Consider the following 26,714-nt stretch of genomic DNA (forward strand, 5'->3'; position numbering starts at 1 on the left):
TCTAAATTTAGCCTTTTGTTGTGATAAATGCAGTTTTTCTAACACTACTATTTCAATAGCCAAATAAAAATTACTAATAACCCTCAAGACATTTCTGGAAAAATATATCCTAAAACTGCACTTTTATACCATACAATGGATCTTTAAAGAAAGAGAATCCAACTTTTCTGGACATAAATATACAAACCACAACTTTACTTTCATTTTTAACTCCAAATTATTACCCATTCCTAAAAGAAGTCCAGAAGCTAATTTTTTTGATAATCATAAAGCAATTATTCAACAATTTGTTACTTTTGCACCGTTCAAGAAAATTGACTTGACTATTTTATCGAAAATAAATTTCTCAACTTAAAATGTTTATAGCATGCAACTGTATAACACCTTAAGCGCAGAAGAAAGAGCCATCATGATTGATGATGCCGGAAAACAACGTCTTACGCTGTCTTTCTATGCTTATGCGCAAATCTCAGATCCAACACAATTTCGTAACGAATTATTTCTGGCTTGGAACGCTCTTGAAGTTCTTGGTCGAATTTATGTAGCCAGCGAGGGAATCAACGCCCAATTATCACTTCCTGCAAATAATTTCTATGCCTTCAAAGATTCCATCGAAGTCTATGATTTCATGAAAGGCATTCGGTTGAATATCGCCGTAGAACAAGATGATCATTCGTTCTTGAAACTGACTGTGAAAGTCCGTGATAAGATTGTGGCAGATGGTTTAGTCGACGAAACTTTTGATGTAACCAATATAGGAATTCACTTAAAAGCTAAGGAGTTCAATGACCTTCTGGAAGACCCAAACACCATTGTGGTCGATATGCGAAATCATTACGAAAGTGAAATTGGACATTTTACCAAAGCCATAAAACCAGATGTTGATACTTTTCGGGAATCGTTACCCATTATCGAAGAACAACTTTCTGAACACAAACAAGATAAAAAATTATTGATGTATTGCACCGGAGGAATTCGTTGCGAGAAAGCCAGTGCGTATTTCAAACACAAAGGTTTTGAAAATGTATACCAACTCGAAGGTGGAATTATTGAATACACACGTCAGGTAAAAGCGGAAGGATTAGAAAGCAAATTCATTGGAAAAAACTTTGTATTTGATCACCGCTTGGGCGAAAGAATTACGGACGATATTGTTTCACAATGCCATCAATGCGGAAAACCTTGTGACGTTCATACAAATTGCGTCAATGAAGGCTGTCATTTGCTTTTCATCCAATGTGAGGAATGCAAAACGGCCATGGAAGGCTGTTGTTCCGCTGAATGTGTGAGTGTGATACATTTGCCGGAAGAGGAACAAAAGGCCGTTCGAAGAGGAATAAAAAACGGAAATAAAATCTTCAAAAAAGGAAAATCAGATGTTTTGACTTTCAAAAACAATGAAGAAACGCATGGTGTTTTTGTTGTTTACAAACCATCCCGAAGCATCGGGACTACAATCAAAAAAGAACCAAAAGTTAAGAAAATTTATATTGGAAAAGGGACCCATTTCTTTCCAAAACCAAGTATTGGCCAGTTTTTAATTGAAGAAAACGAAATCAAAATTGGCGATACCATTTTAATTAAAGGTACTACAACCGGCGAACAAAAATTAGTAATCGAAGAAATGCTCGTTAACGATTTGGATCAAGAAAAAGCAATTTCTGGAGACACTTGTACTTTTAAACTGCCATTCCGAATCCGATTATCAGATAAATTATATAAAATTTTAGATTAAAAATTAGGATAAAATCTTATGAAATTAACCCATTACAAAACAAATTGTAATGGGTTTTTTTATTAAATATTTATGATTTATTGGTGCTTTTATGCGTTGCTACTTAAAACTAAAAAATACTATCTTTACACATTAAACGTTTTAAGAACTTAAGTTGTGCCAGTCACAACACTACATATAAGATTATGGCATGTACAAGTTGTTCAACTTCTGATGGTGGCGCACCTAAGGGTTGTAAAAATAATGGGACTTGCGGCACCGATAGCTGCAATAAATTAACGGTTTTCGATTGGCTTTCTAATATGAGTTTGCCTAATGGCGATGCTCCTTTTGACTGTGTTGAAGTACGTTTCAAAAACGGAAGAAAAGAATTTTACCGCAATACGGAGAAGTTAACGTTAAGCATGGGCGACATTGTCGCTACCGTTGCTTCACCAGGACACGACATAGGAATTGTAACTTTGACAGGCGAATTAGTAAAAATTCAAATGAAGAAAAAAGGAGTGAATCATTTAAGCAATGATGTCCCTAAAATCTATAGAAAAGCATCTCAAAAAGATATCGATATTTGGTCAACCGCAAGAGACAAGGAAGAGCCTATGAAGGTTCGTGCTCGTGAATTAGCGATTGCTCAAAAACTGGAAATGAAAATTTCTGACATCGAATTTCAAGGGGACGGATCTAAAGCTACTTTTTACTACACTGCAAATGATCGCATCGATTTTCGTGCGTTGATTAAAGATTTTGCTAAAGAATTCAGTACCCGAATCGAAATGAAACAAGTAGGTTTCCGTCAGGAAGCAGCTCGTTTAGGAGGAATTGGTTCTTGCGGAAGAGAATTATGTTGTTCTACCTGGTTAACCGATTTTAGAAGTGTAAATACTTCGGCAGCTCGGTACCAGCAACTGTCTTTGAATCCACAAAAACTGGCAGGACAATGCGGAAAATTAAAATGCTGCTTGAACTATGAGTTAGATACGTACATGGATGCCTTGAAAGATTTTCCCGATTTTGAAACCAAATTGGTAACTGAAAAAGGAGATGCCATCTGTCAGAAACAAGACATTTTCAAAGGACTGATGTGGTTTGCTTACACCAATAATTTTGCTAATTGGCATGTTCTGAAAATTGAACAAGTCAAAGAAATTGTTGCTGAAAACAAACTAAAAAACAAAGTCTCTTCACTGGAAGATTTTGCAATAGAAATCATTGTAGAACCAGAGAAAAACTTCAATAATGCGATGGGTCAGGAAAGTTTAACTCGTTTTGACCAACCAAAACCAAAGAAAAAACAGAATAAAAAACGCAAATCGGCCGGTGAAAACGCAATTGTAGCAAACAACAATAAACCTGCAAACAACAATAATAATCGTCAGGCTCCAAATGAAAAAAAACCAGTAGCTGCAAAACCCACTGAACCAAGAAAACCTATAATTATTACTAAAAATGAGGCTAAAAAATAGCATTTTACTTCTTTTGGTGGCAATCCTTTTTTTTTCCTGTGATAAAAAAAGAGTGTTTGATGAATATAAATCTGTTGGAAGCGCATGGCATAAAGACAGTATTGTAACGTTCGATTTACCCGAACTGGACTCTACAAAACAATATAATTTGTTTATCAATTTAAGAGATAATGACAATTATCAATTCAACAACTTGTTTTTGATTGTGGCACTGGAAAAACCAAATGGGTATACAAAAGTTGACACACTTGAATACCAAATGACAGATCCTGACGGGACCTTGCTAGGCAATGGATTTACGGATATAAAAGAAAGTAAATTGTACTTTAAAGAAAATGCAACGTTCAAAGGAAAATATAAAGTCCATATAAAACAAGCGGTCAGAGAGACGGGTAAAGTCCCTGGCGTGACAGCTTTGGACGGAATTACTGAAGTAGGTTTTAGAATAGAAAAAAAAGATTAAGAAAGTATTATGGCGATCAAAAAAAATAACAATCAGACAAAAAACATTGATAAAGATATAACCTACTACAAAAAGAAATTTTGGAAAATTTTCTTTTATGGAATGGGTGCTATCGGTTTGTTTTTCTTATTTGCTTCATGGGGACTTTTTGGTTCGATGCCTTCCTTTGAAGATTTGGAAAATCCAGATTCAAACTTAGCCACAGAAATTATTTCAGCAGATGGAGTAGTTTTGGGTAAATATTTTCAAAAAAATAGATCGCAATTAAAATATTCTGACTTACCAAAAAACCTAGTTCAGGCACTGGTAGCTACTGAAGATGCTCGTTTTTATGAACATTCTGGTATTGACGGCAGAGGAACTTTGAGAGCCATTGCAAGTTTAGGAACAAGTGGAGGAGCGAGTACCTTAACACAGCAATTAGCCAAACAATTATTCCACGGAGAAGGTTCTAAATTTTTGCCTTTTAGAATTGTACAAAAAATAAAAGAATGGATTATTGCTATTCGATTAGAAAGACAATACACTAAAAATGAAATCATTGCCATGTATTGTAACGTATATGATTTTGGTAATAATTCAGTTGGGGTAAGTTCAGCTGCTAAAACTTATTTTTCAAAAGAACCAAAAGACTTGACCATTGACGAGTCGGCAATATTAGTTGGAATGTTTAAAAATTCCGGTTTATACAATCCGGTAAGAAATCCGGAAGGGGTAAAAAACCGCAGAAATGTGGTGCTTTTGCAAATGGAAAAAGGAAATATCATTACCGAAGACCAAAAAGTAAAATTACAAAGTTTACCTATCACTTTACATTTTAAATTAGAAACACATAAAGACGGTACCGCGACTTATTTTAGAGAATATTTACGTGATTACATGAAAAAATGGGTTGAAGAAAATAAAAAACCGGATGGTTCTGATTATGACATTTACAAAGATGGTTTAAAAATTTACACCACCATAGACTCAAGGATGCAATTGCATGCTGAAGAAGCAGTTTCGGCACACATGGCGAACCTGCAAGAAGAATTTTTCAATCAATCTAAAGATAATAAAAATGCTCCTTTTGTCAATATCTCTTCTGTAGAAACACAACGGATTCTGAATCAGGCTATGAAATCTTCCCACCGTTGGGAGGTTATGAAGGCAAATGATAAAAGTGAGGAAGAAATTCTGGCTTCTTTTAAAGAAAAAACAAAAATGAAAGTATTTACCTGGAAAGGAGAAAGAGATACAATCATGACGCCACTGGATTCCATCCGTTATTACAAACACTTTTTACAATCCGGATTGATGGCTATGGAGCCGCAAACGGGTAATGTAAAAGCTTGGGTGGGCGGTATCAACTATAAATATTTTCAATACGATCACGTAGGACAAGGAGCAAGACAAGTAGGGTCTACATTTAAGCCTTTTGTTTACGCCACCGCTATTGAGCAATTGAACATGTCTCCTTGTGATTCTATTCTTGATGGTCCTTTTATGATAAGAAAGGGGCGTCATCATGTTACTGAAGACTGGGAACCAAAAAACTCTGACAATAGATACCGTGGAATGGTTACCTTAAAACGAGGTTTAGCAAACTCTATAAACACCGTATCAGCAAAATTAATTGACAAAACTGGTCCGGAAGCGGTTGTAGAATTAACCCATAAATTAGGGGTAAAATCCGAAATTCCGGTACAGCCTTCCATCGCTTTAGGAGCTGTAGAAATAACCGTCGAGGACATGGTAGCCGCTTACAGCACCTTTGCCAATCAAGGGGTTTACATGAAACCGCAATTTATAACACGAATTGAAGACAAAAGTGGTGTAATAATCTACGAACCAATACCGGAATCACATGATGTTTTAAATAAAGACATCGCTTTTGCAGTCATCAAATTATTAGAAGGGGTAACTGAAGGCGGTTCAGGTGATCGTTTGCGCACAACAGGTGGCGGAAGCGGTGACAATCGTTGGACGGGTTATCCTTATTCATTCCGGAATCCTATCGCTGGTAAAACCGGTACCACTCAAAACCAGTCTGATGGTTGGTTTATGGGAATGGTTCCTAATCTTGTAACTGGAGTTTGGGTAGGCTGTGAGGATCGTTCGGCTCGTTTCAAAAGCATTACTTATGGTCAAGGAGCAACTGCAGCACTTCCTGTTTGGGGTTATTTCATGAAACTTTGTTATGCTGATCCAGGTCTTCACGTATCCAAAAGTGATTTCGACAGACCTGCAAATCTTTCTATAAAAGTAGACTGTTATACGCCAAGAGCTGTCGTAAAAGATACTACTGATGTCCAACAGGACACTGAAGAATTTGAATTGTAAAATTTTTATTAGGAGCTATTTCCGGCTGTACACTGTATCTTTCTAATACTGAATTTGTTTCAGAATACTGAAACCAGTTCAGTACTAGAAAGAATGCCGTTCCCTCCCGAAGTTTCGGGATGGGCTAAAAAACATACTATGATCAATAAAAAAGTAAATACCGTTCAAGATGCACTTCAAGGCATTGAAAACGGAATGACCATAATGCTGGGCGGTTTTGGACTCTGTGGAATCCCCGAAAACTCCATTGCCGAATTAGTAAAAAAAGAAAACAAGGATTTAACCTGCATTTCCAACAATGCCGGTGTTGATAATTTTGGACTTGGATTGCTTTTGCAAAAGCGTCAAATCAAGAAAATGATTTCTTCCTATGTAGGAGAAAATGCTGAATTTGAACGTCAAATGCTTTCCGGTGAACTTGAAGTAGATCTAATTCCACAAGGAACACTTGCGGAACGTTGTCGTGCAGCACAAGCGGGAATTCCTGCTTTTTTCACACCTGCCGGTTTTGGAACTGAAGTAGCCGAAGGTAAGGAAACACGCGAATTCAATGGAAAAATGCATGTCATGGAATTGGCCTTCAAAGCTGATTTTGCCATTATAAAAGCATGGAAAGGTGACGAAGCTGGAAACTTAATATTCAAAGGAACTGCAAGAAACTTCAATCCTTGTATGGCCGGAGCAGCAAAAATTACTGTTGCCGAAGTAGAAGAATTATTGCCTGCAGGAAGTTTAGATCCAAATGAAATTCATATTCCAGGGATACTTGTAAATAGAATTTTTCAAGGCGTGAATTATGAAAAAAGAATTGAACAAAGAACGGTTCGTGCAGAAAATTAAACAATTTAGCAATTTTTCAATATAACAATTAATAAAAAATGGATAAAGAGAATATTGTTGTTACTAAATCCATTGATTTTGCATTAGGCATTATAGCTTTTTGTGAAATATTAGAAAATAAACGCAAATTTATTGTTGCCAATCAACTATTAAAGTCAGGAACAAGTATAGGCGCTAATATTCATGAAGCACAGAATGCAGAAAGTAGAGCAGATTTTATTCACAAAATTAAAATTGCTGCCAAAGAACTTGAGGAAACAAAATACTGGCTTTTGCTTTGTGAAAAAGCATCCTCCTATCCTTTTGATGAAAACCTAAAAATTCAAATTAATGAATTAGGATTAATAGTTTACAAAATCCTAAGCACTAGTAAAAGTAATAAGTAACAATTGTCAAAATTGATATATTGTTACATTCATAAATTGATACATTAAGAAATGGCTTTAGATAAAAATCAAATTGCAAAACGCATTGCCAAAGAATTAAAACACAACTATTATGTGAATCTCGGAATCGGAATTCCAACATTAGTGGCTAATTATGTTCCAGAAGGAATTGACGTTGAATTTCAAAGTGAAAATGGAGTTCTGGGAATGGGTCCGTTCCCTTTTGAAGGCGATGAAGACGCTGATTTAATCAACGCAGGAAAACAAACGATAACTACCTTGCCCGGAGCAAGTTTCTTTGACTCAGCATTCAGTTTTGGAATGATACGTGGGCAACATGTTGATTTGACAATCCTAGGTGCTATGGAAGTTGCGGAAAACGGTGATATTGCCAACTGGAAAATTCCAGGTAAAATGGTCAAAGGAATGGGTGGTGCAATGGATTTAGTTGCCTCTGCCGAAAACATTATTGTTGCCATGATGCACGTAAACAAAGCCGGAGAATCAAAAATTCTTAAAAGATGCACGTTACCGCTAACTGGTGTAGGTTGCGTTAAAAAAGTAGTTACTGAATTAGCCGTTTTAGAAATAACTCCACAAGGTTTCAAACTCTTGGAACGCGCACCAGGTGTAACCGTAGAACATATCATCGCTTCCACTGAAGCAAATTTAATTATTGAAGGTGACGTTCCGGAGATGGTTATTGATTAAAATCAACACTTTTATAAAACATAAAACCACGAATTTCAATCTTGAAATTCGTGGTTTTATGTTTTATAATTCCTCCACTTTTAGTTTAAAAAAACCAAGTCGCTACAAAAATAGCCGTAATCACACAAATCAAATCGACTATAAGCATCGTTCCTAGTGCATAACGAGTGTTTTTAATATTTACGGAACCAAAATAAACTGCTATCACATAAAAAGTACTTTCGGCACTACATTGAAAAATACTGCTCAATCTTGCCGTTAAGGAATCTGCCCCAAAAGTGTTCATCGAATCAATCAAAAATCCTCTTGACCCGGCCGAACTAAAAGGACGAAGTAAAGCGACTGGTAAAGCGTCCGTAATTTCCTTACTTACTCCCATATTAGAAAAAATGAAAGCGATCCAATTGCTAATAATTTCAAATAAACCACTGTTTCTGAATAAAGAAATGGCAACCAACATTCCCAATACATAAGGAAAAATAGTCACGCCAGTTTTCACACCATTATTGGCTCCCACTACAAAACTTTCAAAAACTGTAGTAGATGCTTCAGTAAATTTTTTTTCATGAATAAACGAAAAGATCAAGGTAAAGGCAATTATTCCAATTAATATTAAAACCGAAAGATTAGATGTAAAATAGTTTTTTCCAATTAAATCCAAATGGTTCACATACATCAACAAACCAACAATTGCAGCTATTAATGTTATCAATACGATAACCAAAGAAGCACTTTTGAAATTTATTTTTTGTTTGATTCCAACTATCAGAAAAGCCGCAATTGTTCCTATAAAAGAAGTGATAATACAAGGCAACATTACATCCGCAGGATTGCTTGCATTAGCTGCAGCACGATATCCTATAATAGAAGTAGCGATTAAAGTAAGACCCGAAGCATGCAAACACATGAACATAATTTGTGCATCACTGGCCTTGTCTTTGTCTGGATTTATTTCTTGTAAACTCTCCATGGCTTTTAGACCAAAAGGAGTTGCAGCAGAGTCTAAGCCCAGAAAATTAGCCGCAAAGTTTAAAGTCATGTAGGAAATAGAAGGATGGTTTTTGGGAATACTCGGAAACACTTTTACAAAAACAGGACTCAATGCTTTAGCCAACTTTCCAGAAGCTCCGGAAATGATTAAAAGCTCCATCAATCCACAGAAAAAAGCCAAATAAGCCATCAGTGGCAGGATTAATTCTAGTAAAGTACTTTTACACGTTGGCAATAAACCATCTGATTTTTGAACACCACTGTAAATTTTTACGGTTTTGTTTTTATAAACATAAGTCGTGTCCGCATTCAGCGTGTCCCGATTGATAATCATGGTTTGTTCTGGTGCTGTCTTAATGCTGTCTTTTATAAAAGCAGGAAGTTCTTCGGTAAATTTCTCCGAAACCAGAATTGGATCATCTTTCTTTCCGTTCAAAACGTGGTCAATAGTATAACTGTCTCCAGAAAACAAACTAAACACTACAAATACAATTGCTGAAATAAAAATAACCAACCAGAATCTACTCAATACCATAATTTATAATTTTTGTAAATGTAAATATTTATTAACAAACCTCATCAGGATTTTCAACCCTGATTGGGTTGCGACAGTTTAAACATGAATAATCTCCTCATCAATCAACAAATCTTCTCGTCGCAAACGAAGGAAAATTTGCGCTACTGCAATCGTGTCTTTTTCACAATAAGTTACAATTCGATCGATGTCTTTATCAACATAAAAAACATGTCCTACCTGACTGCCGTCGATATCGCCTTTTGGTGAAGGAATTCCAAGTACTTTACACATTAACTTTAAAGAAGTGTAGTGTTTATAATCTCCAAATTTCCACAATTCCAACGTATCTAAATGTGATATTTCCCAAGGTTTTTTTCCAAATAGGTTCAGTTTGTTGGGAATAGCAATTTGGTTTATAATCATTCGTCTGGCGATAAATGGGATATCAAATTCTTTAGCATTATGACCACACAAAACATGTTGCGGTTGGTTGAAATGAGTGTTTAATAAATTATTAAAATCTAGGAGAATTTTCTTTTCTTCTCCAAAAAAAGAAGTCACCCTAAAATTTCGAATATCCCCTTTGATCGTAAAAAAGCCTACGGAGATACAGACAATTTTACCAAACTCAGCCCAAATCCCGGCACGGTCATAGAAATCCTCTGGACTGTATTCGTCTTTCCGCTGGTATTGGGTTTTGTGTTCCCAAAGATCTTTCATTTCAGAATCTAATGCATTGAAATCTTCCGCTTCCGGAACTGTTTCTATGTCGAGGAATAAGATATTATTGAGGTTTATTTTTTCAATCATATTTTAGATTTTGTTAGACTTCTTAGATTTTTAGACATTTTAGATTATTAGACTATATTGGCCTTTTAAAATCTAAGGTTCTATTTTAAAACAAACTTTGTTGTGTGGTTGGATTTTCGTGTTCCAATAGCCATTTTTTACGCCATAAACCACCTGCATACCCTGTAAGTGAACCATCAGTTCCAATAACCCGATGACAGGGAATGACAATCCAGAGCGGGTTTTTTCCATTGGCAGAAGCCACTGCTCGAATCGCTTTGACATCGCCTAATCTTTTAGATAAATCCATATAAGACATGGTTTTCCCAAATGGAATTTCCAGTAATTCTTTCCACACTTTTTGTTGAAAATCAGTTCCTTTTGGATTCATGGTAAAATCAAAACCCGTTCTTTTTCCATCAAAATAATCGTTGAGTTGCGAGACCACTTCTTGTAAAACAGTTGGGATTACTGTTGAAACAGTTCCTTCATCAGTAACTGAAATCACCGAAATACCATTTTCATCGCCCATGATTGTTGCAATTCCTAAAGGAGTTTTAATATAAGCTGTTTCCATATTTTAAAGATAAAAAAATTAACCGCAATGTTCCTGTAGAAGACACAAAGTTGTAAAAAAATAAAATCGAATCGTATTAGAAATAAAAAAACCATTCGATTACACGAATGGTTCTTGTGTTTTAGCCCCGATAGAAGGGAAAAATCCTTTCTAGTCCTGAACTTGTTTCAGGATCCTGAAACAAGTTCAGGACTAGAAAGATTGGAATGATAGCGGGATTAGCTCCATATTTCGACGATAATAAAAATCTATTTCAGATTTGAATATACATAAGCTTCTAACGCCTGTAATTCTTCGTCAGTAAACGTTTTTGTAAGGACAATATTTGGTTGCATTAATGCATATTGAGCGGGATCAACAATAGGTTTGCTCTCCCCTTTCAAGAAAGTAACGATATTACCATTTTTCTCTTTGTACATTTTGGCAATGTCTTGTAAACTTGGTCCTATCAACTTTACATCTGTTTTATGACAAGAGATACAAGTTCCTTTTCCTTCAAAGATTTGCTTTCCTAATTGTTCTGGTGTTTGAACTTCTTCTGCCATTCCTTCAGAAGATGCTGCCTCTGATGCTGCAGGTTCGGATTGTTTTTCAGCTTCTTGTTTTTTACAAGAAAAAGCTAAAAATGCAATTGCAATTATTAATACTTTTTTCATTTTGGTTTTTTTTAGTTTTCTCAAAAATAAATCATTTTTTGAAATTAAAATCAAAAAAAAGAATTAAAATTATTAGAATCAAAAAAATCTCAATTTTACTTGTTTAAAAGTACTGCTGCTTCCTTAGCAAAATAGGTCGAAATCAAGCTTGCCCCTGCCCTTTTGATACACATTAATTGTTCCATCATGATTTTGTCATGGTCGAGCCAACCTCTTTCGGCAGCAGCTTTAATCATCGCGTATTCCCCTGAAACATGATAAACCGTTACAGGAACATTTACCGCATTTTTAACCTCACGAACGATGTCTAAATAGGCAATTCCGGGCTTCACCATCACCATATCGGCACCTTCTTCCACATCCCATAACGCTTCTTTGATGGCTTCAATGCGATTGGCATAATCCATTTGGTATGTTTTTTTATCTTTTGGAATTTCAGTTGCATCAACTGGAGCGCTGTCTAATGCATCGCGAAATGGTCCGTAAAAAGCAGAGGCATATTTTGCAGAATAACTCATGATGCCTACATTATGAAAACCGGCAGCATCTAAACCTTCGCGCAAACGCAACACACGTCCGTCCATCATATCCGAGGGCGCTACAAAATCGGCACCAGCTTGCGCATGAGAAACAGCCATTTTGACTAAAGCATCCACAGTCGAATCATTTTCTATATCGTCGTTTGCAATAATTCCGTCATGACCATAAATAGAATAAGGATCTAAAGCCACATCAGGCATTACAATCATTTCCGGACAAGCGGCTTTGATGGCACGAATGGCATTTTGCATCAATCCGTTTGGATTCCAAGCTTCCAGTCCCGTATTGTCTTTTAAATTTTCACTGACCTTTACATAAATATTGACCGCACGAATGCCTAAATCGAATAATTCTTTGATTTCTTTTACGGTTAAATCGATAGAACGACGAAATATACCCGGCATGGACTCAATTTCCACTTGCACATTTTCGCCTTCCGCAATAAACATGGGAAACATAAAATCCGATGGACTTAAACTGGTTTCGCGAACTAAACTTCTAATGGATTCATTAGTTCTTAATCTTCTACCTCTGTGTAATGGGAACATATTTTTTAGTTTAAAGTTAAACTTTAATTTATTTTTTGAACCATTAAGAAATTAAGGTTCATTAAGGTTCTACACTTAATTTTTCTTAATTTCTTAATGGTTTAAATATTTAAATCCAATCTCTTGGGTTTTCTAATACGTTTACTAATTTTTCTTCTTCGCTTCCGGCTTCTGCATGATGATCGTACACCCATTGCACATGTGGTGGCAAACTCATCAGGATACTTTCGATTCTTCCGTTAGTTTTTAAACCAAATAAAGTGCCTTTATCGTGAACCAAATTAAATTCCACATAGCGACCACGGCGAATTTCTTGCCACGTTCTTTGTTCTGGTGTATATGGTAAATCTTTTCTTTTTTCTACAATTGGCACATACGCTTCCAGGAAACTATTCCCCACTTCGGATACGAAATCGAACCAGTTATCCATAGTCATGGTCTCCGTTGCTTTGCAATAATCGAAAAATAATCCGCCAATTCCACGGGCTTCATTTCTGTGAGCGTTCCAAAAATAAGCATCGCATTGTTTCTTGTATTTTGGATAAAAATCTGTCCCGACGCTTCGGGAGTGTTTGTCACAAGCGGTTTTACAGGTTTGATGAAAATGAATGGCATCTTCTTCAAACAAATAATACGGTGTTAAATCCTGTCCGCCACCAAACCATTGCTGAATCACATTTCCGTTATCATCATACATTTCGAAATAGCGCCAATTGGCATGAACTGTAGGAACCATTGGGCTTTTTGGGTGCAAGACCAAACTTAATCCGCAGGCAAAAAAATCAGCTTCGCCTACATTGAACATTTTCTGCATGGCTTCCGGTAATTTTCCGTGAACTGCCGAAATATTAACCCCGCCTTTTTCGAAAACTCCCGACCCTTCGGGATCGTTCTCTATCACGCGTGTTCTTCCTCCTCCGCCTTCCGGACGTTCCCAAAGGTCTTCACGGAATTTGGCTTGACCTTCAACACCTTCCAAACCTTTACAGATTTGGTCTTGAAGGTTTAGTATGTATTGATAAAATTGTTCTTTCATTATTGAATGGCAAAAGCGTTTTAAAAAGTGTCTAAAAAGTGTCTAAAAAGTATTTAAAAGTGTCTAAATTAATTCCCAATAATATCCTGGAAGACATTGTATTTTACCCTCTCTTCCCAAGGCAGAAAGAAAATTTGTAACTTTCTTTTTCTTTTTGTCTTCTGAAAGCACAGCGGAAAGTTTTGGAATAATTAAGTTATCAATTTTATTACGTTTCGTCTTTCCCCATTTTTTAAGACATTCAAGTATCATATCTTTAAAATGAGAATCGTCAAAACTACGATTAGCTAAATATTCGGCTTGTAAATTTTCATCATTTGTAGACTCAATAATGTGATATGATAAGTAAAAATTAAGTCTACTCCCTTCAATATACTTTAATTTTTTTAGATGTTTAAATTCCCTTTCTGAAATTTCTTTGTATTTTTGAACTTTATCCAACAAAATGATTTCGTCTAAGCCTAAGTTTGAATTTTTGATAATAATTTTAGCAAAGTTTTCATCTAAAATTTTACCCGTTATCGTTACCTTAACTTTATTATCTTCAAAATTATAATTTGGCAAAGGAAAAAATCTTTGTTTTTGGAAGTTAAATATTTTTCGAATTCCTCCTCCTTGGGTTTCAATCATATCCAAATTTTTCATTGCTTCAACTAAAAAGGGATTTCTATACACTTCTTCTGGCGTATCATTCAAAACCACATCCTCAACTGACTTTGGTAAAAATGAACCATAATTAGAAAACACTAAATGATCATCTTCAAATTCAACAACATTAATTCTTGCCCCTTTAAAATAATCTTGATGCGCAATAGCATTATTTAAAGATTCTCTTATAATAAAGGGCTCGTATCGCAACACTTCGTCTGGGAATAATGTCCCATCTCGTAAATAGCGGTATTTTAAATTTCTAATTTTTTTATAAACTTCATCAACTGATAATATGAATGGAATAGAAAATATTTCAAAATCTTTATCTTGATTATCAATCGTTTTTAGATTCCACCTAATTTTTACGGAAGAACCTAAATAATGTTCTGATTCATCTTTTCCTAAAAGAATTAGAGCCGTTCTAGTTATCTTTCCTTTAATAGTAAGTTTTGCTTTATTTAAAAAATCTACATCATTCCAATTGTCAACTTCATCTGAATATTTAGGGTTTCTTTTTTTAAATTCAACTCTGGCTTTTTTTATAGCCTCTGAATCTAAATCTTCCAAAGTTGCTTCTGGAATAGTTACTTTAGACCAATCTTTGTTAACCTGAACTTGCTCAAGGATTGCATCCAATCTTGCTTTGGTCATTTCGACTAAATTATCATCAATACGTTGCCAAGTTTTTTTATTAGCATAAACCGGTAACCTGAACTGATGTTTTGGAATATGGAAAATCCAAACCACTTTATTGGTGTCAGATGTAATGAATTCTTGAACGCTAAATACTTCTACGTTTAGATTAGTAATATTTCCATTAATTCTAAATCTAATATTTTCAATTGTATAACCGGCAAAATCTTGAATTCCTACAATATTCAAGGTTTTGTCTTGAATTCCAATTATCAAATTTCCACCTTGCATATTGGATATGGCAGAAATATAGGAGATTATATCACTACCAGCAGCTCCTGAAACAGAATTTTTTAAAGACTTAAATTCTTTCCACTCGCATTTTTCATTTTCGATTGGATAGTTTGTCTTTAAATAATCATGTAATTCTTTTTCAGTCATTGTTTGGTGCATTTGTTAATTACAAATATAGAGACGCAAATCTAGTTTTCAATTCAAGCAAATAATCGATTTCATCAACGCTTTTATAAATTTGCTCTTGCAGCAGCTATTTTACTATTAATTCCAAACGAAAACACTTTACTTTCCTGCTGAATATAATTGTAAATGGCAATTGCTTTTTGAGAAAAATCAAACGGATTATTTTTCGAAGCAATCACTAAAAAATCAGCAAATTGCTCTAGCTGATTCCAATCCAAATGACAACGTAATAAATGCGTAATTAAATCCTTTTCATTACAATCGATCAGACTTTGAATGTTTAATCCAAAGTCTTTCAATTGCTCTTCTATGTTTGTTTTATCTTCTAAATTCCAAGACTTAGGCACAAAAACTATAGAAAGCAATGTCTTTAGCACATTGTCTATTCGAATACTTTCCTGGTCTCGTAATACTTTGTTTAGCATAATTTTCAGTATTCAGTCGCAGTATTCAGTCGCAGTTTCGAATTCTGGAAACTGAGAACCGAGACTGTAAACTATTTCCCGTACTCCTTCACTGCATCAATGAACGCTTTCGCGTGATCCACGGGAATATTTGGTAAAATTCCGTGACCTAAATTCACGATGTATTTGTCTTTTCCGAATTCGTCAATCATTTCATGAACCATTTTCTTAATCACCGGAATTGGAGACAACAATCTTGACGGGTCAAAATTCCCTTGTAACGTGATGTTTCCACCTGACAAGTATCTTGCATTTCTTGGAGAACAAGTCCAGTCAACACCTAATGCTGATGCTCTACTTTTTCCCATTTCACCCAACGCAAACCAACATCCTTTTCCAAAAACAATTACCGGTGCATCATCAGCCAAAGCTTCAATGATTTGGTTGATGTATTTCCAAGAGAATTCCTGATAATCAACTGGAGAAAGCATTCCGCCCCAAGAGTCAAAAATCTGAACGGCATCAACCCCAGCTTTTACTTTTTCTTTCAAGTATAAAATAGTGGTGTCCGTGATTTTTTGCAATAAAACATGCGCAGCTTCTGGATGTTGAAAACAAAATCCTTTGGCCATGTCAAAACTTTTAGAACCTTTCCCTTCCACAGCGTAACACATAATTGTCCAAGGAGAACCTGCAAAACCAATTAATGGCACCTCATCATTCAACATTTCTTTGGTCAATTTGATAGCATCAAAAACGTATCCTAATGTTTCATGTACATCAGGAACAATTACTTTTTCTACATCTTGAATCGTACGAATAGGATTTGGTAAAAACGGACCAAAATTTTCTTTCATCAACACCTCAATTCCCATGGCCTGTGGAATTACCAAAATATCCGAAAATAAAATCGCAGCATCCGGAGCAATTCTGCGTATCGGTTGTACGGTGATTTCAGCAGCTAATTCTGGAGTTTGACAACGGGTGAAAAAATCATACTTGTCACGCAAAGCGATAAATTCCGGTAAATATCTTCCCGCTTGACGCATCATCCAAACTGGTGGACGTTCTACAGTTTCTCCTTTTAGTGCTCTTAAAAATAGGTCGTTCTTAATCATGTATTTAAATTTTAGCAGATTGCTAGATGCTTTCCGGTGTATAATATTCAATAACTTCCAAAATCACCTCTTCGATAGTTGGTGTTTCGGCAATTACTATGTTTTTAATTTTCTTTGTTTCTAATGCTGATGCTGTAGTAGTGCCTACGCAAAAACAAACTTCATTCTTGATTTTATTGTTTGTCAAATAACTTTCAACGGCAGATGGGCTAAAAAACATAATTCCGTCAAAATTTTCTTGGTCTGATATTTTAAAAGGCGCAAGCGTTGTTTGATACACTTCGATTTCGTTAAAAGTTATTCCTGCACTTTTTAATGCTTCAGGCAACGTTTCTTTACGCAAATTTCCGCTTAAAAAAGTATAGCTTTCCTTATTGTAAATTAAAGTGATTATTTCGGCTAATTCAGATGCGTAATCCAAATAAACATCAACTGTAAAACCATGTAATTCAAGTAATTCCTTAGTTTTAATACCTACACAAAAAACAGGTTTAGTCTTTAAAACTTCCCAACCGTTTTGTTCTATCAAACTTAAAACAGCATTTTGGCTACTAAAAATTAAATTGTTGTTGATTGTATTCAGTTCAAAAAGGTTGTTTTTAATTTCGATGAAATCTTGTTCTAAAAGATCAAAATTAGCATCAATAAATACTTGCCTTTGTTCTGCCGACAATGTTTTGGTGGATAAAATGCTTGTTTGGCTCATTATTTCTTCAAATTAATTTTAATTTCTGTCATCAATTCTATCCCGCCATTTTCTAAAATTTCTTTGGCACAATAAAAACCTAGTTTTTTCCATTCTTGCATCGGAACGGTTTTTTCGATTTCGATTTTTTGTTTACCATCGATAGAAAAAAGGACTCCTTTAAACCAAATATCATCTTCAACAAAAGTAGCTAAAGCGCCAATTGGTGCCGTACAACCACCTTCGAGTGTTTTTAAAAACTGTCTTTCAATATGCGTACATACTTCGGTATCAATATCATTCAGTTCAGAAACGGCTTCTCTACAAAAATCATCATTTGCCATAGCGACAACAACCATAGCACCTTGAGCCGGCGCCGGAATCATCCAATCCAAATCGATATAATTTGACGGTTTCAAGTTGATTCTTTCCAATCCAGCTGCTGCAAAAACAGCTCCATTCCAATCGCTGTCCTGCAATTTTTGCATTCTGGTATTGACATTTCCACGTAAATCAACTACGTTGTGATTGGGATATTTATTTAACCATTGTGCCTGACGACGCAAACTGCCTGTCGCAATTGTTCCTGCTCCGTTAAGAAAATCAAGATTTCCTTTGTATACCAAAATATCTAAAGTATTCGCTCTTTCCAGAACAGCCGCTTGCACAATTCCTATTGGTAAAGCCGTAGGAACATCTTTCATGGAATGCACCGCAATATCAACCTGACCATTGATCATGGCGATATCCAATGTTTTGGTAAAAATCCCTGTAATTCCTAATTCGTAAAGTGGCTTGTCGAGAAGAAGATCTCCTTGTGATTTTACCGCTATGATTTCGGTTTTATAGCCTAAATCATTTAGTTTTTTTTCGACAGTGTGGGCTTGCCAAAGTGCGAGTTCACTATCGCGTGTTCCTATTCGTATGGTTTTATTCATTATTTTGTAGTCGCTCCAATTTTAAAAACTTTCTCAATCCATTCGATACTTTCATCTACCATGGTATCATCATCTTTTAAATGGTTTGCAAAATGTGTGGTTATTTTTTGGATAATTCTATTGCTGATAATCTCTGCTTGTTCTTCATTGAAATTTGAAATTTTCTTGCTTTGAAAATCCAATTCGGATATTTTTATAGCGTTCAATTTTGCTTTTAAAGCATGGATTGTTGGAGCAAATTTTCTGCCTTTGGTCCAAGTAATGAATTCTTCTTTTATTTCTTCAATAATAGCTTCGGCAGCAGGAATGTGTTTTTTTCTATTTTCTAAAGTCTCATCCGTTAGTTGTGACAAATAATCCATGTGAATTAGCGTAACGCCTTCGATTTCTTCCACATCCTCATTCACATTTTTCGGAATGGATAAATCCAGAATCAATAATGGTTTCTTCAAATTCAGAATGGCTTTATCGACCGTAGGATTTTGAGCGCCGGTAGCCACTACAACAACATCTGCTTTTTGCAGTTCAAGATGCAATTCCGAATAATCTTTTACAATTAAATTCAATTTTCCGGCTAGCTCCTCAGCTTTGGCTTTCGTTCTGTTAATTAAAGTGATATGCTCATTTTTAGTATGTTTCACTAAATTTTCACAGGTATTTCTACCAATTTTACCAGTACCAAATAATAGAATATTTTTATTTCCAATGTCTTCTACGTTGTTGATAATATATCGAACCGCCGCAAAAGAAACCGAAGTAGCACCAGAGCTAATCTCCGTATCGGTTTTTATCTTTTTACTGGCTTGTATAACGGCATTCACCAATCTTTCCATAAAAGTATTGGCTAAACCAAAAGATTTTGATTGTGCAAAACTGGATTTTATTTGAGCAATAATTTCGAAATCACCCAAGATTTGACTGTCCAAACCGGTTCCTACGCGAAATAAATGACTTATCGCTTCTTGGTTTTTATAAACAAAACCAACTTTTTGAAATGCTTCAACAGAACCTTGACTGTTTTCGCAAATTAATTTGATTAATTGGAAAGGATGCTCCGCGAAACCGTAAATTTCGGTTCGGTTGCAGGTAGAAGTAACTATTAAACTTTCTATTCCCTCAGTTTTGGCTTGCTCCAATAAACGCGTTTTTGCAGCAGCATCTAAACTAAATTTCCCTCTAATCTCGGCATCTGCTTTTTTATAACTCAATCCAACGGAGTAAAAATAATGATGCTTTGATGTGTTATTGTTTTCCATATTTTGCACTTTACCAGAAAGTGAGACAAAATTATCACTATAGTATTTATAAAAGTAACGCTAGAAGTTCTTTTTGTATCGTTAAATGATTTTTTGATTCTAATTGCTTATTTTATTGTAAAAAATTCTATTTTTGTAATGAAATCAAGTTGTTTGAATCGCTTTATTTAGAGCTATTCTAAATAAAAACATCTAATAAATATCATTTTCATATTAAAAAAATATCGCTATGGGTTCTCAGGAAATTATAAAAATAGAAGATGATTTTACCCTGATTCGTTTTCAAAATGACAGTATTGATACTTTCAATGCGCAGCGTGAAGTGGGCAGTGGTTTGATTCAGTTTCATTTTGGATTAAAAGGAAGTGCCAAGTTCATCTTCAATCAAGGGAATTATGCTTTGGAATTAAAAGAAGAAAAATCATTGCTCTTATACAATCCTCAGAAAGAATTGCCTTTAAATCTGGAGCTGGCGCCAAATTCCTGGGTGATTTCTGTTATTATTTCGATCAAAAAGTTCCACGCTTTGTTTTCGACAGAAGCCGATTACATTACTTTTTTAAGTGCTGACAATAAGGACAAAAAATATTATAACGAGGGAAATATCAGTCCGTCGATGGCAATTGTTTTATCGCAATTGTTTCATTACAGTTTGCATCCGTCCATCAAAAACCTATATTATAAAGGGAAAGGATATGAATTATTGAGTTTGTATTTCAACCGAACGGAAGATCCAAACGCGGAACAATGTCCTTTTTTAATAGACGAGGACAATGTAATGAAAATTAAAAAAGCCAAAGAAATTATTATTGCTAATATGGCCGAACCACCCGGATTACAGGAATTGGCGGATGAAATAGGTTTGAATCTAAAGAAACTAAAAATGGGTTTCAAACAAATTTATGGTGATACGGTTTATGGGTTTCTATTTGACTACAAAATGGATTTTGCCCGAAAATTACTGGACAGTGGTTCGTATAATGTAAACGAAGTAGGATTGAAAATTGGGTACAGCACCGGAAGTCATTTTATAGCGGCATTCAAAAAGAAATTTGCAACCACGCCCAAAAAATATTTGATGTCAATCAATCCAAATACGCAGTAAATAATTGATTTCTTATATTAAACAATAAATAAAAAATAGTTAATCCCAATTTATAAAAAAGTAAGTTTATTTACTTTTGTACCAACAAAAAAAGATAACATGAAAGGTGTATTATTAGTAAATCTTGGTTCTCCAGAAAGTCCAACTCCAAAAGATGTAAAACCCTATTTAGATGAATTTTTAATGGACAAATACGTAATTGACGTTCCGTTTTTGTTACGAGCATTATTAGTTCGTGGAATAATTTTGCAAACAAGGCCAAAAAAATCAGCTGCCGCTTACGCAAAAATATGGTGGGACGAAGGTTCTCCGCTGGTGGTTATTTCCAAAAGAATGCACGCCAAAGTAAAACAATTAGTTGACATTCCTGTTTCCTTAGCGATGCGTTATGGAAATCCGTCTTTATTATCTGGTTTACAAGAACTACATGATAAGGGCGTAAATGAAGTACTACTTTTTCCATTGTATCCACAACATGCGATGGCTTCCACGACTACCATTCTGGAACTGGCCGAAGAATTGCGTAAAAAGCACTTTCCGGAAATGAAATTTACTATCGTTCCTGCATTTTACAACAAACCGGACTATTTAAAAAACCTAGCCGATTCTATCAAAGATCATTTAAAAGGTTTTGATTACGATCATTTATTATTCTCCTACCACGGAATTCCGGAGCGTCACATTCGCAAGACGGATATTACCAAATCACATTGTAAAATTGACGGTTCTTGTTGCAACATGCCTTCACCGGCACATGAATTTTGCTACCGTCACCAATGTTACGAAACCACAAAACAAGTCGTAAAATTACTGGTAATTCCGGAAGGGAAATACAGTCAGACATTTCAGTCGAGACTGGCAGGAGACAAATGGCTGACACCTTACACAGATGTGGAAATAAATAAAATGCCTGAACGCGGCATTAAAAAACTTGCCGTTGTAACACCCGCATTCGTATCCGATTGTTTGGAAACTTTGGAAGAAATTGCGATGGAAGCTAATCATCAGTTTAAAGAACACGGAGGTGAAGAATTCTTGGCAATTCCTTGTTTAAACGACAGCGATGATTGGTGTAAAACCGTGAGTAATTGGATTACGAATTGGTCCAACGCTTCTTCATCAGTTAAAGCTGACTCTGAAAAAATTAACGCTTAAATGGCTGTTACCGCTGATGAACTAGGAACACAAGACATCAAAAAACTCTTGATAAAACAAGCAGTTCCGTCCTCTATTGGTATTTTATTCATGTCGGTTAATATTTTAATCGACACCATATTTGTAGGACAATGGATTGGTTCTTTAGCCATTGCCGCAGTAACTGTTGTATTACCAATTACTTTCTTGATTTCATCATTAGGAATGGCAATTGGCGTGGGTGGAGGTTCTGTTCTTTCGAGAGCTTTGGGATCCAATCACAAGGAAAAAGCACTGCATGTTTTTGGTAATCAAATCATGATGACCTTTTTATTGTCTTCCGTTTTTGTGTTTTTTGGCGTGTTTTTTAGCGACGAAATGCTGTTGCTTTTTGGTGCCAAGGGAGAAATAATGAAACCCGCCAAGGAATTTTTCTTTCCAATTATTCTTTCTGTTCCATTTTTGGCACTTTGCATGATGGGTAACAATATTATCCGTGCAGAAGGCAAAGCTAAATTTGCGATGATTTCCATGATTATTCCTGCTTTTGTAAATATTGCACTGGATATTCTTTTTATAAAAGTGATGAATTTAGGCATGTTTGGGTCAGCAATGGCAACGGCAATTTCCTATTTCATGTGTTTTGTCTTTGTGTTATGGTTTTTTGTTTTTAAAAGCGAATTAAAGTTAAAAGCGAGACATTTTAAGTTTAAAATTACCATCGTAAGAGAAATCACTGAACTCAGTTTTGTGACTTTTTCAAGACAAGGCGTAGTAAGTATTTTAGCCATAATCATAAATCACACTTTATATACATACGGAGGTGAACATTCAGTGGTAATTTATGGAATTATTAGCCGAATGTTGATGTTTGCTTTGTTTCCAATTCTGGGAATTACGCAAGGTTTCCTGCCTATTGCAGGCTTTAATTACGGCGCAATGAATTACGAAAGAGTTAAAGAAAGCGTATTGCTTTCAATAAAATATGCTGCTTTTTTAGCAACGCTTATTTTTGTTGTCATTTTGATTTTTGCCAGACCAATCGTGGCCATCTTTACCACAGACTCATTAGTGATTGCTCAAACTCCTGAAGCGTTGCGCTGGGTTTTCGCCGCTTCGCCAATCATATCGATTCAGTTAATCGGAGCTGCTTATTTTCAAGCTGCGGGAAAGGCAAAAAAAGCATTGCTGTTGACATTAAGCAAACAAGGATTTTTCCTAATTCCATTAGTGCTGATTCTACCAAATTTTTTAGGTATTTTTGGAGTATGGATTGCATTCCCCATTGCTGATATTTTATCAACAATACTAACTGGCTATTTTCTAAAAAAAGAAATGAATACTAAATTTACAAAAACCACCGATGGATCAATACTATAATTATCTCAAATCATTACACCTCATCTTTGTAATCACATGGTTTGTAGGCCTATTTAATATTGTTCGACTATTTGTTTACCAAATAGAAGCGGCAGATAAACCCTCGCCTGAAAAAGAAATTTTACAAAAACAATTTAAAATAATGACCTACCGCATGTGGTATATCATCACTTGGCCTTCGGCTGTTTTAGCGAGTATTTTTGCTTTTTGGATGTTGTTTTTTACTGATTTAGGCAATGTTTGGTTAAAAATGCCCTGGATGCATGTAAAACTTGGCTTCGTATTTGCGTTGTATTTATACCATGGAAAATGCCATCAAATTTTCAAACAATTGCAAAACAATCAAGTCAATTATACTTCAAACTTCATGCGTTTGTGGAATGAGGGTGCGACAATAATCCTTTTTGCAGTGGTTTTTTTAGTCATTCTAAAAAATGCTTTTAACTGGATTTATGGCGTAATCGGGATTATTTTATTCTCCGTTTTGATTATGCTAGGTTTTAAATTTTACAAAAGAATTCGAGAAAGAAATCAATCTTAATTATGTTCAATAACTTCAAGACAACAATGCTTTCATTGCGGGTTAGGATTTTCCTTTCCATGATTGTATTGATAGTTATGGCTTCCATTTTATTAGCTTCCATTTCAATTATTCAATTTAAAAACGAAGCCAAAGAATACCATCAAGAACGCTTAGAACGGAATGAAAATGCAGTAAAACAGCATATAAATTATGTTCTTTCCACAACAACTTATCCATTGACAACCCAGAATTTGGGTCTGATTTTTAAAGATAAAATTCACGAATTAGCACAAATTCACAATATTGAAATTAACATTTACAGCTTGGATGGGAAACTGCTCAAATCCTCTAAAGAATCGTTTTCAGTTGATAAAGTATCGCCTTCCATCCCAAAATACATTCTAAAACTAGTTCGCTCTTCTATTGAAAAAAGATACGTTGATATCAAAACCATTGACGGGATTAAAAATCGTTCTTCGTACAGCCAGATAAAAGACGACAAATTTAAACCTTTGGGCATTTTGAATCTGCCTTATGTAGAAGATGACGGGTTTTATGAAAATGAATTGAATAGTTTCCTCATCCGGTTAGGACAAGTATATTCGTTTATGCTAATTGTTGCTTTTGCGGTAGCTTATTTTCTTTCTTCGTATATCACAAAATCTTTGAAAACCATTTCAGACAAATTAAGTGAGACTAGCCTGTATCAAAAAAACGAAAAAATTGTATTAGAGGCCAACAGTAAAGAAATTAATTTGTTAATAAAGGCATACAACGGGATGGTCGATGAATTGGAAAAAAGTGCCATAAAACTAGCACAGAGTGAACGAGAAGAAGCCTGGCGCGAAATGGCAAAACAGGTTGCTCACGAAATCAAGAATCCGCTTACGCCAATGCGACTGACGGTGCAAAGTTTTCAAAGAAAATTCAATCCTAACGATGATGATGTAAAACAAAAAATGAAGGATTACTCCGAAACCTTGATACAACAAATTGACACGATGAGCGCCGTTGCTTCGGCTTTTTCAAATTTTGCATCTATGCCCGCACAGCAAAACGAAACCTTGAATGTGGTGGAGGTTGTTGAACTTGCCATGGATATTTTTAATGAAGAATATATTGAATTCCAAAGTGATTCTCCCGAAATTATTTCTAAAATTGACCGAACACAACTCATTCGAATTATCACGAATTTAGCCAAAAATGCGATTCAGTCCATTCCTGAAAATCAAGAAAAAAAATCAATACTTGTTACTATAAAAAAAGTATCCGACAATGTTTTGATTACTGTTACCGATAACGGAATCGGGATTCAACCGAAAGACATCAGCCGCATATTCGAACCTAAATTTACCACCAAAAGTAGCGGAATGGGTCTTGGTCTTGGTATTATTAAAAACATTATCGAAAATTATAAAGGAACGATTACCTTTGATACTGAATTTGGAAAAGGAACTACTTTCACGGTTTCACTTCCAATAATTAACTCCTAAAATTACCATCATGAACTACGAAAATCTTTTAATTACAACAGAGAATAATACTGCAACCATTACCGTTAATCGCCCTACAAAACTAAATGCTTTAAACAAAGCTACTATTACTGATTTGTATAAGGCATTCAAAACATTGGGGAAAAACAATGAAATTCGTGCTATTATTCTAACTGGAAGTGGTGAAAAAGCTTTTGTTGCAGGAGCCGATATTACTGAATTTGCTAATTTTTCTATCGAAGAAGGAATGCAATTAGCTGCTGAAGGACAAGAAAAATTATTTGATTTTATTGAAAATCTTAAAACTCCTGTTATCGCAGCAATTAATGGTTTTGCATTAGGTGGCGGATTAGAACTGGCGATGGCATGTCATTTCAGAGTCGCTTCGGAAAATGCAAAAATGGGCTTACCTGAAGTTTCCCTTGGATTGATTCCTGGCTATGGCGGAACGCAACGTTTACCCCAATTAATAGGAAAAGGACGTGCCATGGAAATGATTATGACCGCCGGAATGGTAACTGCTCAAGATGCTTACAGAACCGGACTGGTAAATCACGTGGTGCCTGATGCCGAGCTTTTGGATTATTGTACTAGTGTTGCACAAAAAATAATAAAAAACTCCCCATACGCAATTGGCAAAGCTGTAAAAGCGATCAATGCCAATTTCAAAGAAGGCAAAAATGGCTATGAAACGGAAATAAAAGCTTTTGGAAAATGTTTCGGAACTACCGATTTTAAAGAAGGAACAACAGCATTTCTAGAGAAAAGAAAAGCGGTATTTACAGGTAAATAGCACACAGTATTCAGTCACAGTCGACAGGCTGTAACATACTTTTAAAAAATTTAATCCACCATCAAAAAATTAACATATGTCCTTCCAACCAGTATTTGCTCAATTTTGGGAAAAAGTAAAAGAAAGCATCGAAAATAAAACCTACGCTAAATTAACTTTGGCAAAAACCATTGGCGACACTGAATTGAAAAACATTTATGTGCGTCCCGTTTTATTGGAAAATGACGTATTTAGCCTTTCGATTACGGCGCGTTACAAAACCGAAGAAGTAGAAAGTTTCCATTCGTTGGAAGAGGCCTTTTTTGTTTTGGCTCCGTATATGAATAACCCATTTTTAACGGCTTTGTTGTTTACAACGGAGAATGATATTACCTTTAAACTCAATAAAAAAAGAGTGGGAAGCATTATTGAACAAGCGCCAACTTTTAAAAATGCTTCGGATGTAATTATAGAAATGAAATCCAAAGGGATTTCGATTTAAGATATTTGATTAATCCCGAAGCTATCGGGACTGATTTTTGATTTAAAAAACCAGCAATCGAAAAAAC

At 35.2% G+C, this 26,714-nt stretch carries 26 protein-coding genes; 14 read left to right on the forward strand and 12 right to left on the reverse strand.

The features are described 5' to 3' along the window. Positions 1-367: 367 nt before the first annotated feature. The 7 genes from trhO (at position 368) to ACNQGG_RS00865 (ending at position 7,920) form a co-directional block, all read left to right on the forward strand. Positions 368-1,735 (forward strand): oxygen-dependent tRNA uridine(34) hydroxylase TrhO, encoded by a 1,368-nt coding sequence (gene trhO / locus ACNQGG_RS00835; protein WP_417960611.1) that lies wholly within the window; start codon positions 368-370, stop codon positions 1,733-1,735. A gap of 185 nt (positions 1,736-1,920) precedes the next feature. After that, positions 1,921-3,198 (forward strand): PSP1 domain-containing protein, encoded by a 1,278-nt coding sequence (locus ACNQGG_RS00840; RefSeq protein ID WP_417960613.1) that lies wholly within the window; start codon positions 1,921-1,923, stop codon positions 3,196-3,198. Continuing rightward, entirely contained in the window at positions 3,182-3,661 is a 480-nt protein-coding gene (locus ACNQGG_RS00845; protein WP_417960615.1) for a gliding motility lipoprotein GldH, read from the forward strand. The genes ACNQGG_RS00840 and ACNQGG_RS00845 overlap by 17 nt, the downstream gene beginning before the upstream one ends. Positions 3,662-3,670: 9 nt before the next feature. Continuing rightward, positions 3,671-5,983: a penicillin-binding protein 1A gene (locus tag ACNQGG_RS00850; protein WP_417960617.1), complete on the forward strand. Its 2,313-nt coding sequence runs from the start codon at positions 3,671-3,673 to the stop codon at positions 5,981-5,983. A 138-nt stretch (positions 5,984-6,121) separates the two neighbouring features. After that, positions 6,122-6,823 carry a CoA transferase subunit A gene (locus ACNQGG_RS00855; protein WP_417960619.1) on the forward strand — a complete coding sequence of 234 codons (702 nt, stop codon included), beginning with the start codon at positions 6,122-6,124 and terminating at the stop codon, positions 6,821-6,823. Positions 6,824-6,861: 38 nt separating this feature from the next. After that, the gene (locus tag ACNQGG_RS00860) at positions 6,862-7,209 is read left to right on the forward strand and encodes a four helix bundle protein (RefSeq protein ID WP_417960621.1); all 348 of its coding nucleotides are present in this window, start codon (positions 6,862-6,864) and stop codon (positions 7,207-7,209) included. 51 nt (positions 7,210-7,260) lie between these two features. Continuing rightward, positions 7,261-7,920: a CoA transferase subunit B gene (locus tag ACNQGG_RS00865; protein ID WP_417960623.1), complete on the forward strand. Its 660-nt coding sequence runs from the start codon at positions 7,261-7,263 to the stop codon at positions 7,918-7,920. A gap of 85 nt (positions 7,921-8,005) precedes the next feature. Here the strand turns inward: ACNQGG_RS00865 and ACNQGG_RS00870 are convergent, their stop codons facing one another. From ACNQGG_RS00870 to hemA, 12 genes are all read right to left on the reverse strand, one after another. Next, entirely contained in the window at positions 8,006-9,445 is a 1,440-nt protein-coding gene (locus tag ACNQGG_RS00870; RefSeq protein ID WP_417960625.1) for a nucleoside recognition domain-containing protein, read from the reverse strand. Positions 9,446-9,523: 78 nt separating this feature from the next. Next, positions 9,524-10,237: a 3'-5' exonuclease gene (locus tag ACNQGG_RS00875; RefSeq protein ID WP_417960627.1), complete on the reverse strand. Its 714-nt coding sequence runs from the start codon at positions 10,235-10,237 to the stop codon at positions 9,524-9,526. An 85-nt stretch (positions 10,238-10,322) separates the two neighbouring features. Continuing rightward, complete coding sequence (locus ACNQGG_RS00880) at positions 10,323-10,793, reverse strand: methylated-DNA--[protein]-cysteine S-methyltransferase (RefSeq protein ID WP_417960629.1); 471 nt, start codon at positions 10,791-10,793, stop codon at positions 10,323-10,325. Between the two features lie 248 nt (positions 10,794-11,041). Further along, complete coding sequence (locus ACNQGG_RS00885) at positions 11,042-11,449, reverse strand: c-type cytochrome (protein ID WP_417960631.1); 408 nt, start codon at positions 11,447-11,449, stop codon at positions 11,042-11,044. Between the two features lie 95 nt (positions 11,450-11,544). Beyond that, complete coding sequence (gene hemB, locus ACNQGG_RS00890; RefSeq protein ID WP_417960633.1) at positions 11,545-12,537, reverse strand: porphobilinogen synthase; 993 nt, start codon at positions 12,535-12,537, stop codon at positions 11,545-11,547. A 109-nt stretch (positions 12,538-12,646) separates the two neighbouring features. Next, entirely contained in the window at positions 12,647-13,573 is a 927-nt protein-coding gene (hemF, locus tag ACNQGG_RS00895) for an oxygen-dependent coproporphyrinogen oxidase (protein WP_417960635.1), read from the reverse strand. 63 nt (positions 13,574-13,636) lie between these two features. Further along, positions 13,637-15,298: an RNA-binding domain-containing protein gene (locus ACNQGG_RS00900; protein ID WP_417960637.1), complete on the reverse strand. Its 1,662-nt coding sequence runs from the start codon at positions 15,296-15,298 to the stop codon at positions 13,637-13,639. Positions 15,299-15,381: 83 nt separating this feature from the next. Next, the gene (locus ACNQGG_RS00905) at positions 15,382-15,762 is read right to left on the reverse strand and encodes a hypothetical protein (RefSeq protein WP_417960639.1); all 381 of its coding nucleotides are present in this window, start codon (positions 15,760-15,762) and stop codon (positions 15,382-15,384) included. Positions 15,763-15,833: 71 nt separating this feature from the next. Continuing rightward, positions 15,834-16,859, reverse strand: a complete 1,026-nt coding sequence (gene hemE, locus ACNQGG_RS00910; RefSeq protein WP_417960641.1) for a uroporphyrinogen decarboxylase — start codon at positions 16,857-16,859, stop codon at positions 15,834-15,836. Positions 16,860-16,881: 22 nt separating this feature from the next. Continuing rightward, positions 16,882-17,565, reverse strand: a complete 684-nt coding sequence (locus ACNQGG_RS00915) for a uroporphyrinogen-III synthase (RefSeq protein ID WP_417960643.1) — start codon at positions 17,563-17,565, stop codon at positions 16,882-16,884. Then, on the reverse strand, positions 17,565-18,485 hold the full coding sequence (hemC, locus tag ACNQGG_RS00920) for a hydroxymethylbilane synthase (protein ID WP_417960943.1): 921 nt from the start codon (positions 18,483-18,485) through the stop codon (positions 17,565-17,567). The genes ACNQGG_RS00915 and hemC overlap by 1 nt, the downstream gene beginning before the upstream one ends. Continuing rightward, complete coding sequence (gene hemA / locus ACNQGG_RS00925; RefSeq protein ID WP_416855719.1) at positions 18,482-19,738, reverse strand: glutamyl-tRNA reductase; 1,257 nt, start codon at positions 19,736-19,738, stop codon at positions 18,482-18,484. Before hemA ends, hemC begins: the two co-directional genes overlap by 4 nt. Positions 19,739-19,967: 229 nt before the next feature. Here hemA and ACNQGG_RS00930 point away from each other — a divergent pair, with 229 nt between their 5' ends. From ACNQGG_RS00930 to ACNQGG_RS00960, 7 genes are all read left to right on the forward strand, one after another. Next, positions 19,968-20,843 (forward strand): helix-turn-helix domain-containing protein, encoded by an 876-nt coding sequence (locus ACNQGG_RS00930; protein ID WP_416855720.1) that lies wholly within the window; start codon positions 19,968-19,970, stop codon positions 20,841-20,843. A gap of 99 nt (positions 20,844-20,942) precedes the next feature. Next, complete coding sequence (hemH, locus tag ACNQGG_RS00935; protein WP_417960646.1) at positions 20,943-21,998, forward strand: ferrochelatase; 1,056 nt, start codon at positions 20,943-20,945, stop codon at positions 21,996-21,998. Further along, positions 21,999-23,357 (forward strand): MATE family efflux transporter, encoded by a 1,359-nt coding sequence (locus tag ACNQGG_RS00940; RefSeq protein WP_417960648.1) that lies wholly within the window; start codon positions 21,999-22,001, stop codon positions 23,355-23,357. It begins immediately after the preceding gene. Continuing rightward, positions 23,341-23,898 carry a CopD family protein gene (locus tag ACNQGG_RS00945; protein WP_417960650.1) on the forward strand — a complete coding sequence of 186 codons (558 nt, stop codon included), beginning with the start codon at positions 23,341-23,343 and terminating at the stop codon, positions 23,896-23,898. The genes ACNQGG_RS00940 and ACNQGG_RS00945 overlap by 17 nt, the downstream gene beginning before the upstream one ends. A 2-nt stretch (positions 23,899-23,900) precedes the next feature. Further along, entirely contained in the window at positions 23,901-25,373 is a 1,473-nt protein-coding gene (locus ACNQGG_RS00950) for a sensor histidine kinase (protein WP_417960652.1), read from the forward strand. A 10-nt stretch (positions 25,374-25,383) separates the two neighbouring features. After that, on the forward strand, positions 25,384-26,166 hold the full coding sequence (locus tag ACNQGG_RS00955) for an enoyl-CoA hydratase/isomerase family protein (protein ID WP_417960654.1): 783 nt from the start codon (positions 25,384-25,386) through the stop codon (positions 26,164-26,166). A gap of 76 nt (positions 26,167-26,242) precedes the next feature. Further along, complete coding sequence (locus ACNQGG_RS00960) at positions 26,243-26,647, forward strand: hypothetical protein (protein WP_417960656.1); 405 nt, start codon at positions 26,243-26,245, stop codon at positions 26,645-26,647. The last annotated feature ends 67 nt before the right edge of the window (positions 26,648-26,714 follow it).

The organism is Flavobacterium esculini (assembly GCF_048284325.1).
Lineage (GTDB): Bacteria > Bacteroidota > Bacteroidia > Flavobacteriales > Flavobacteriaceae > Flavobacterium.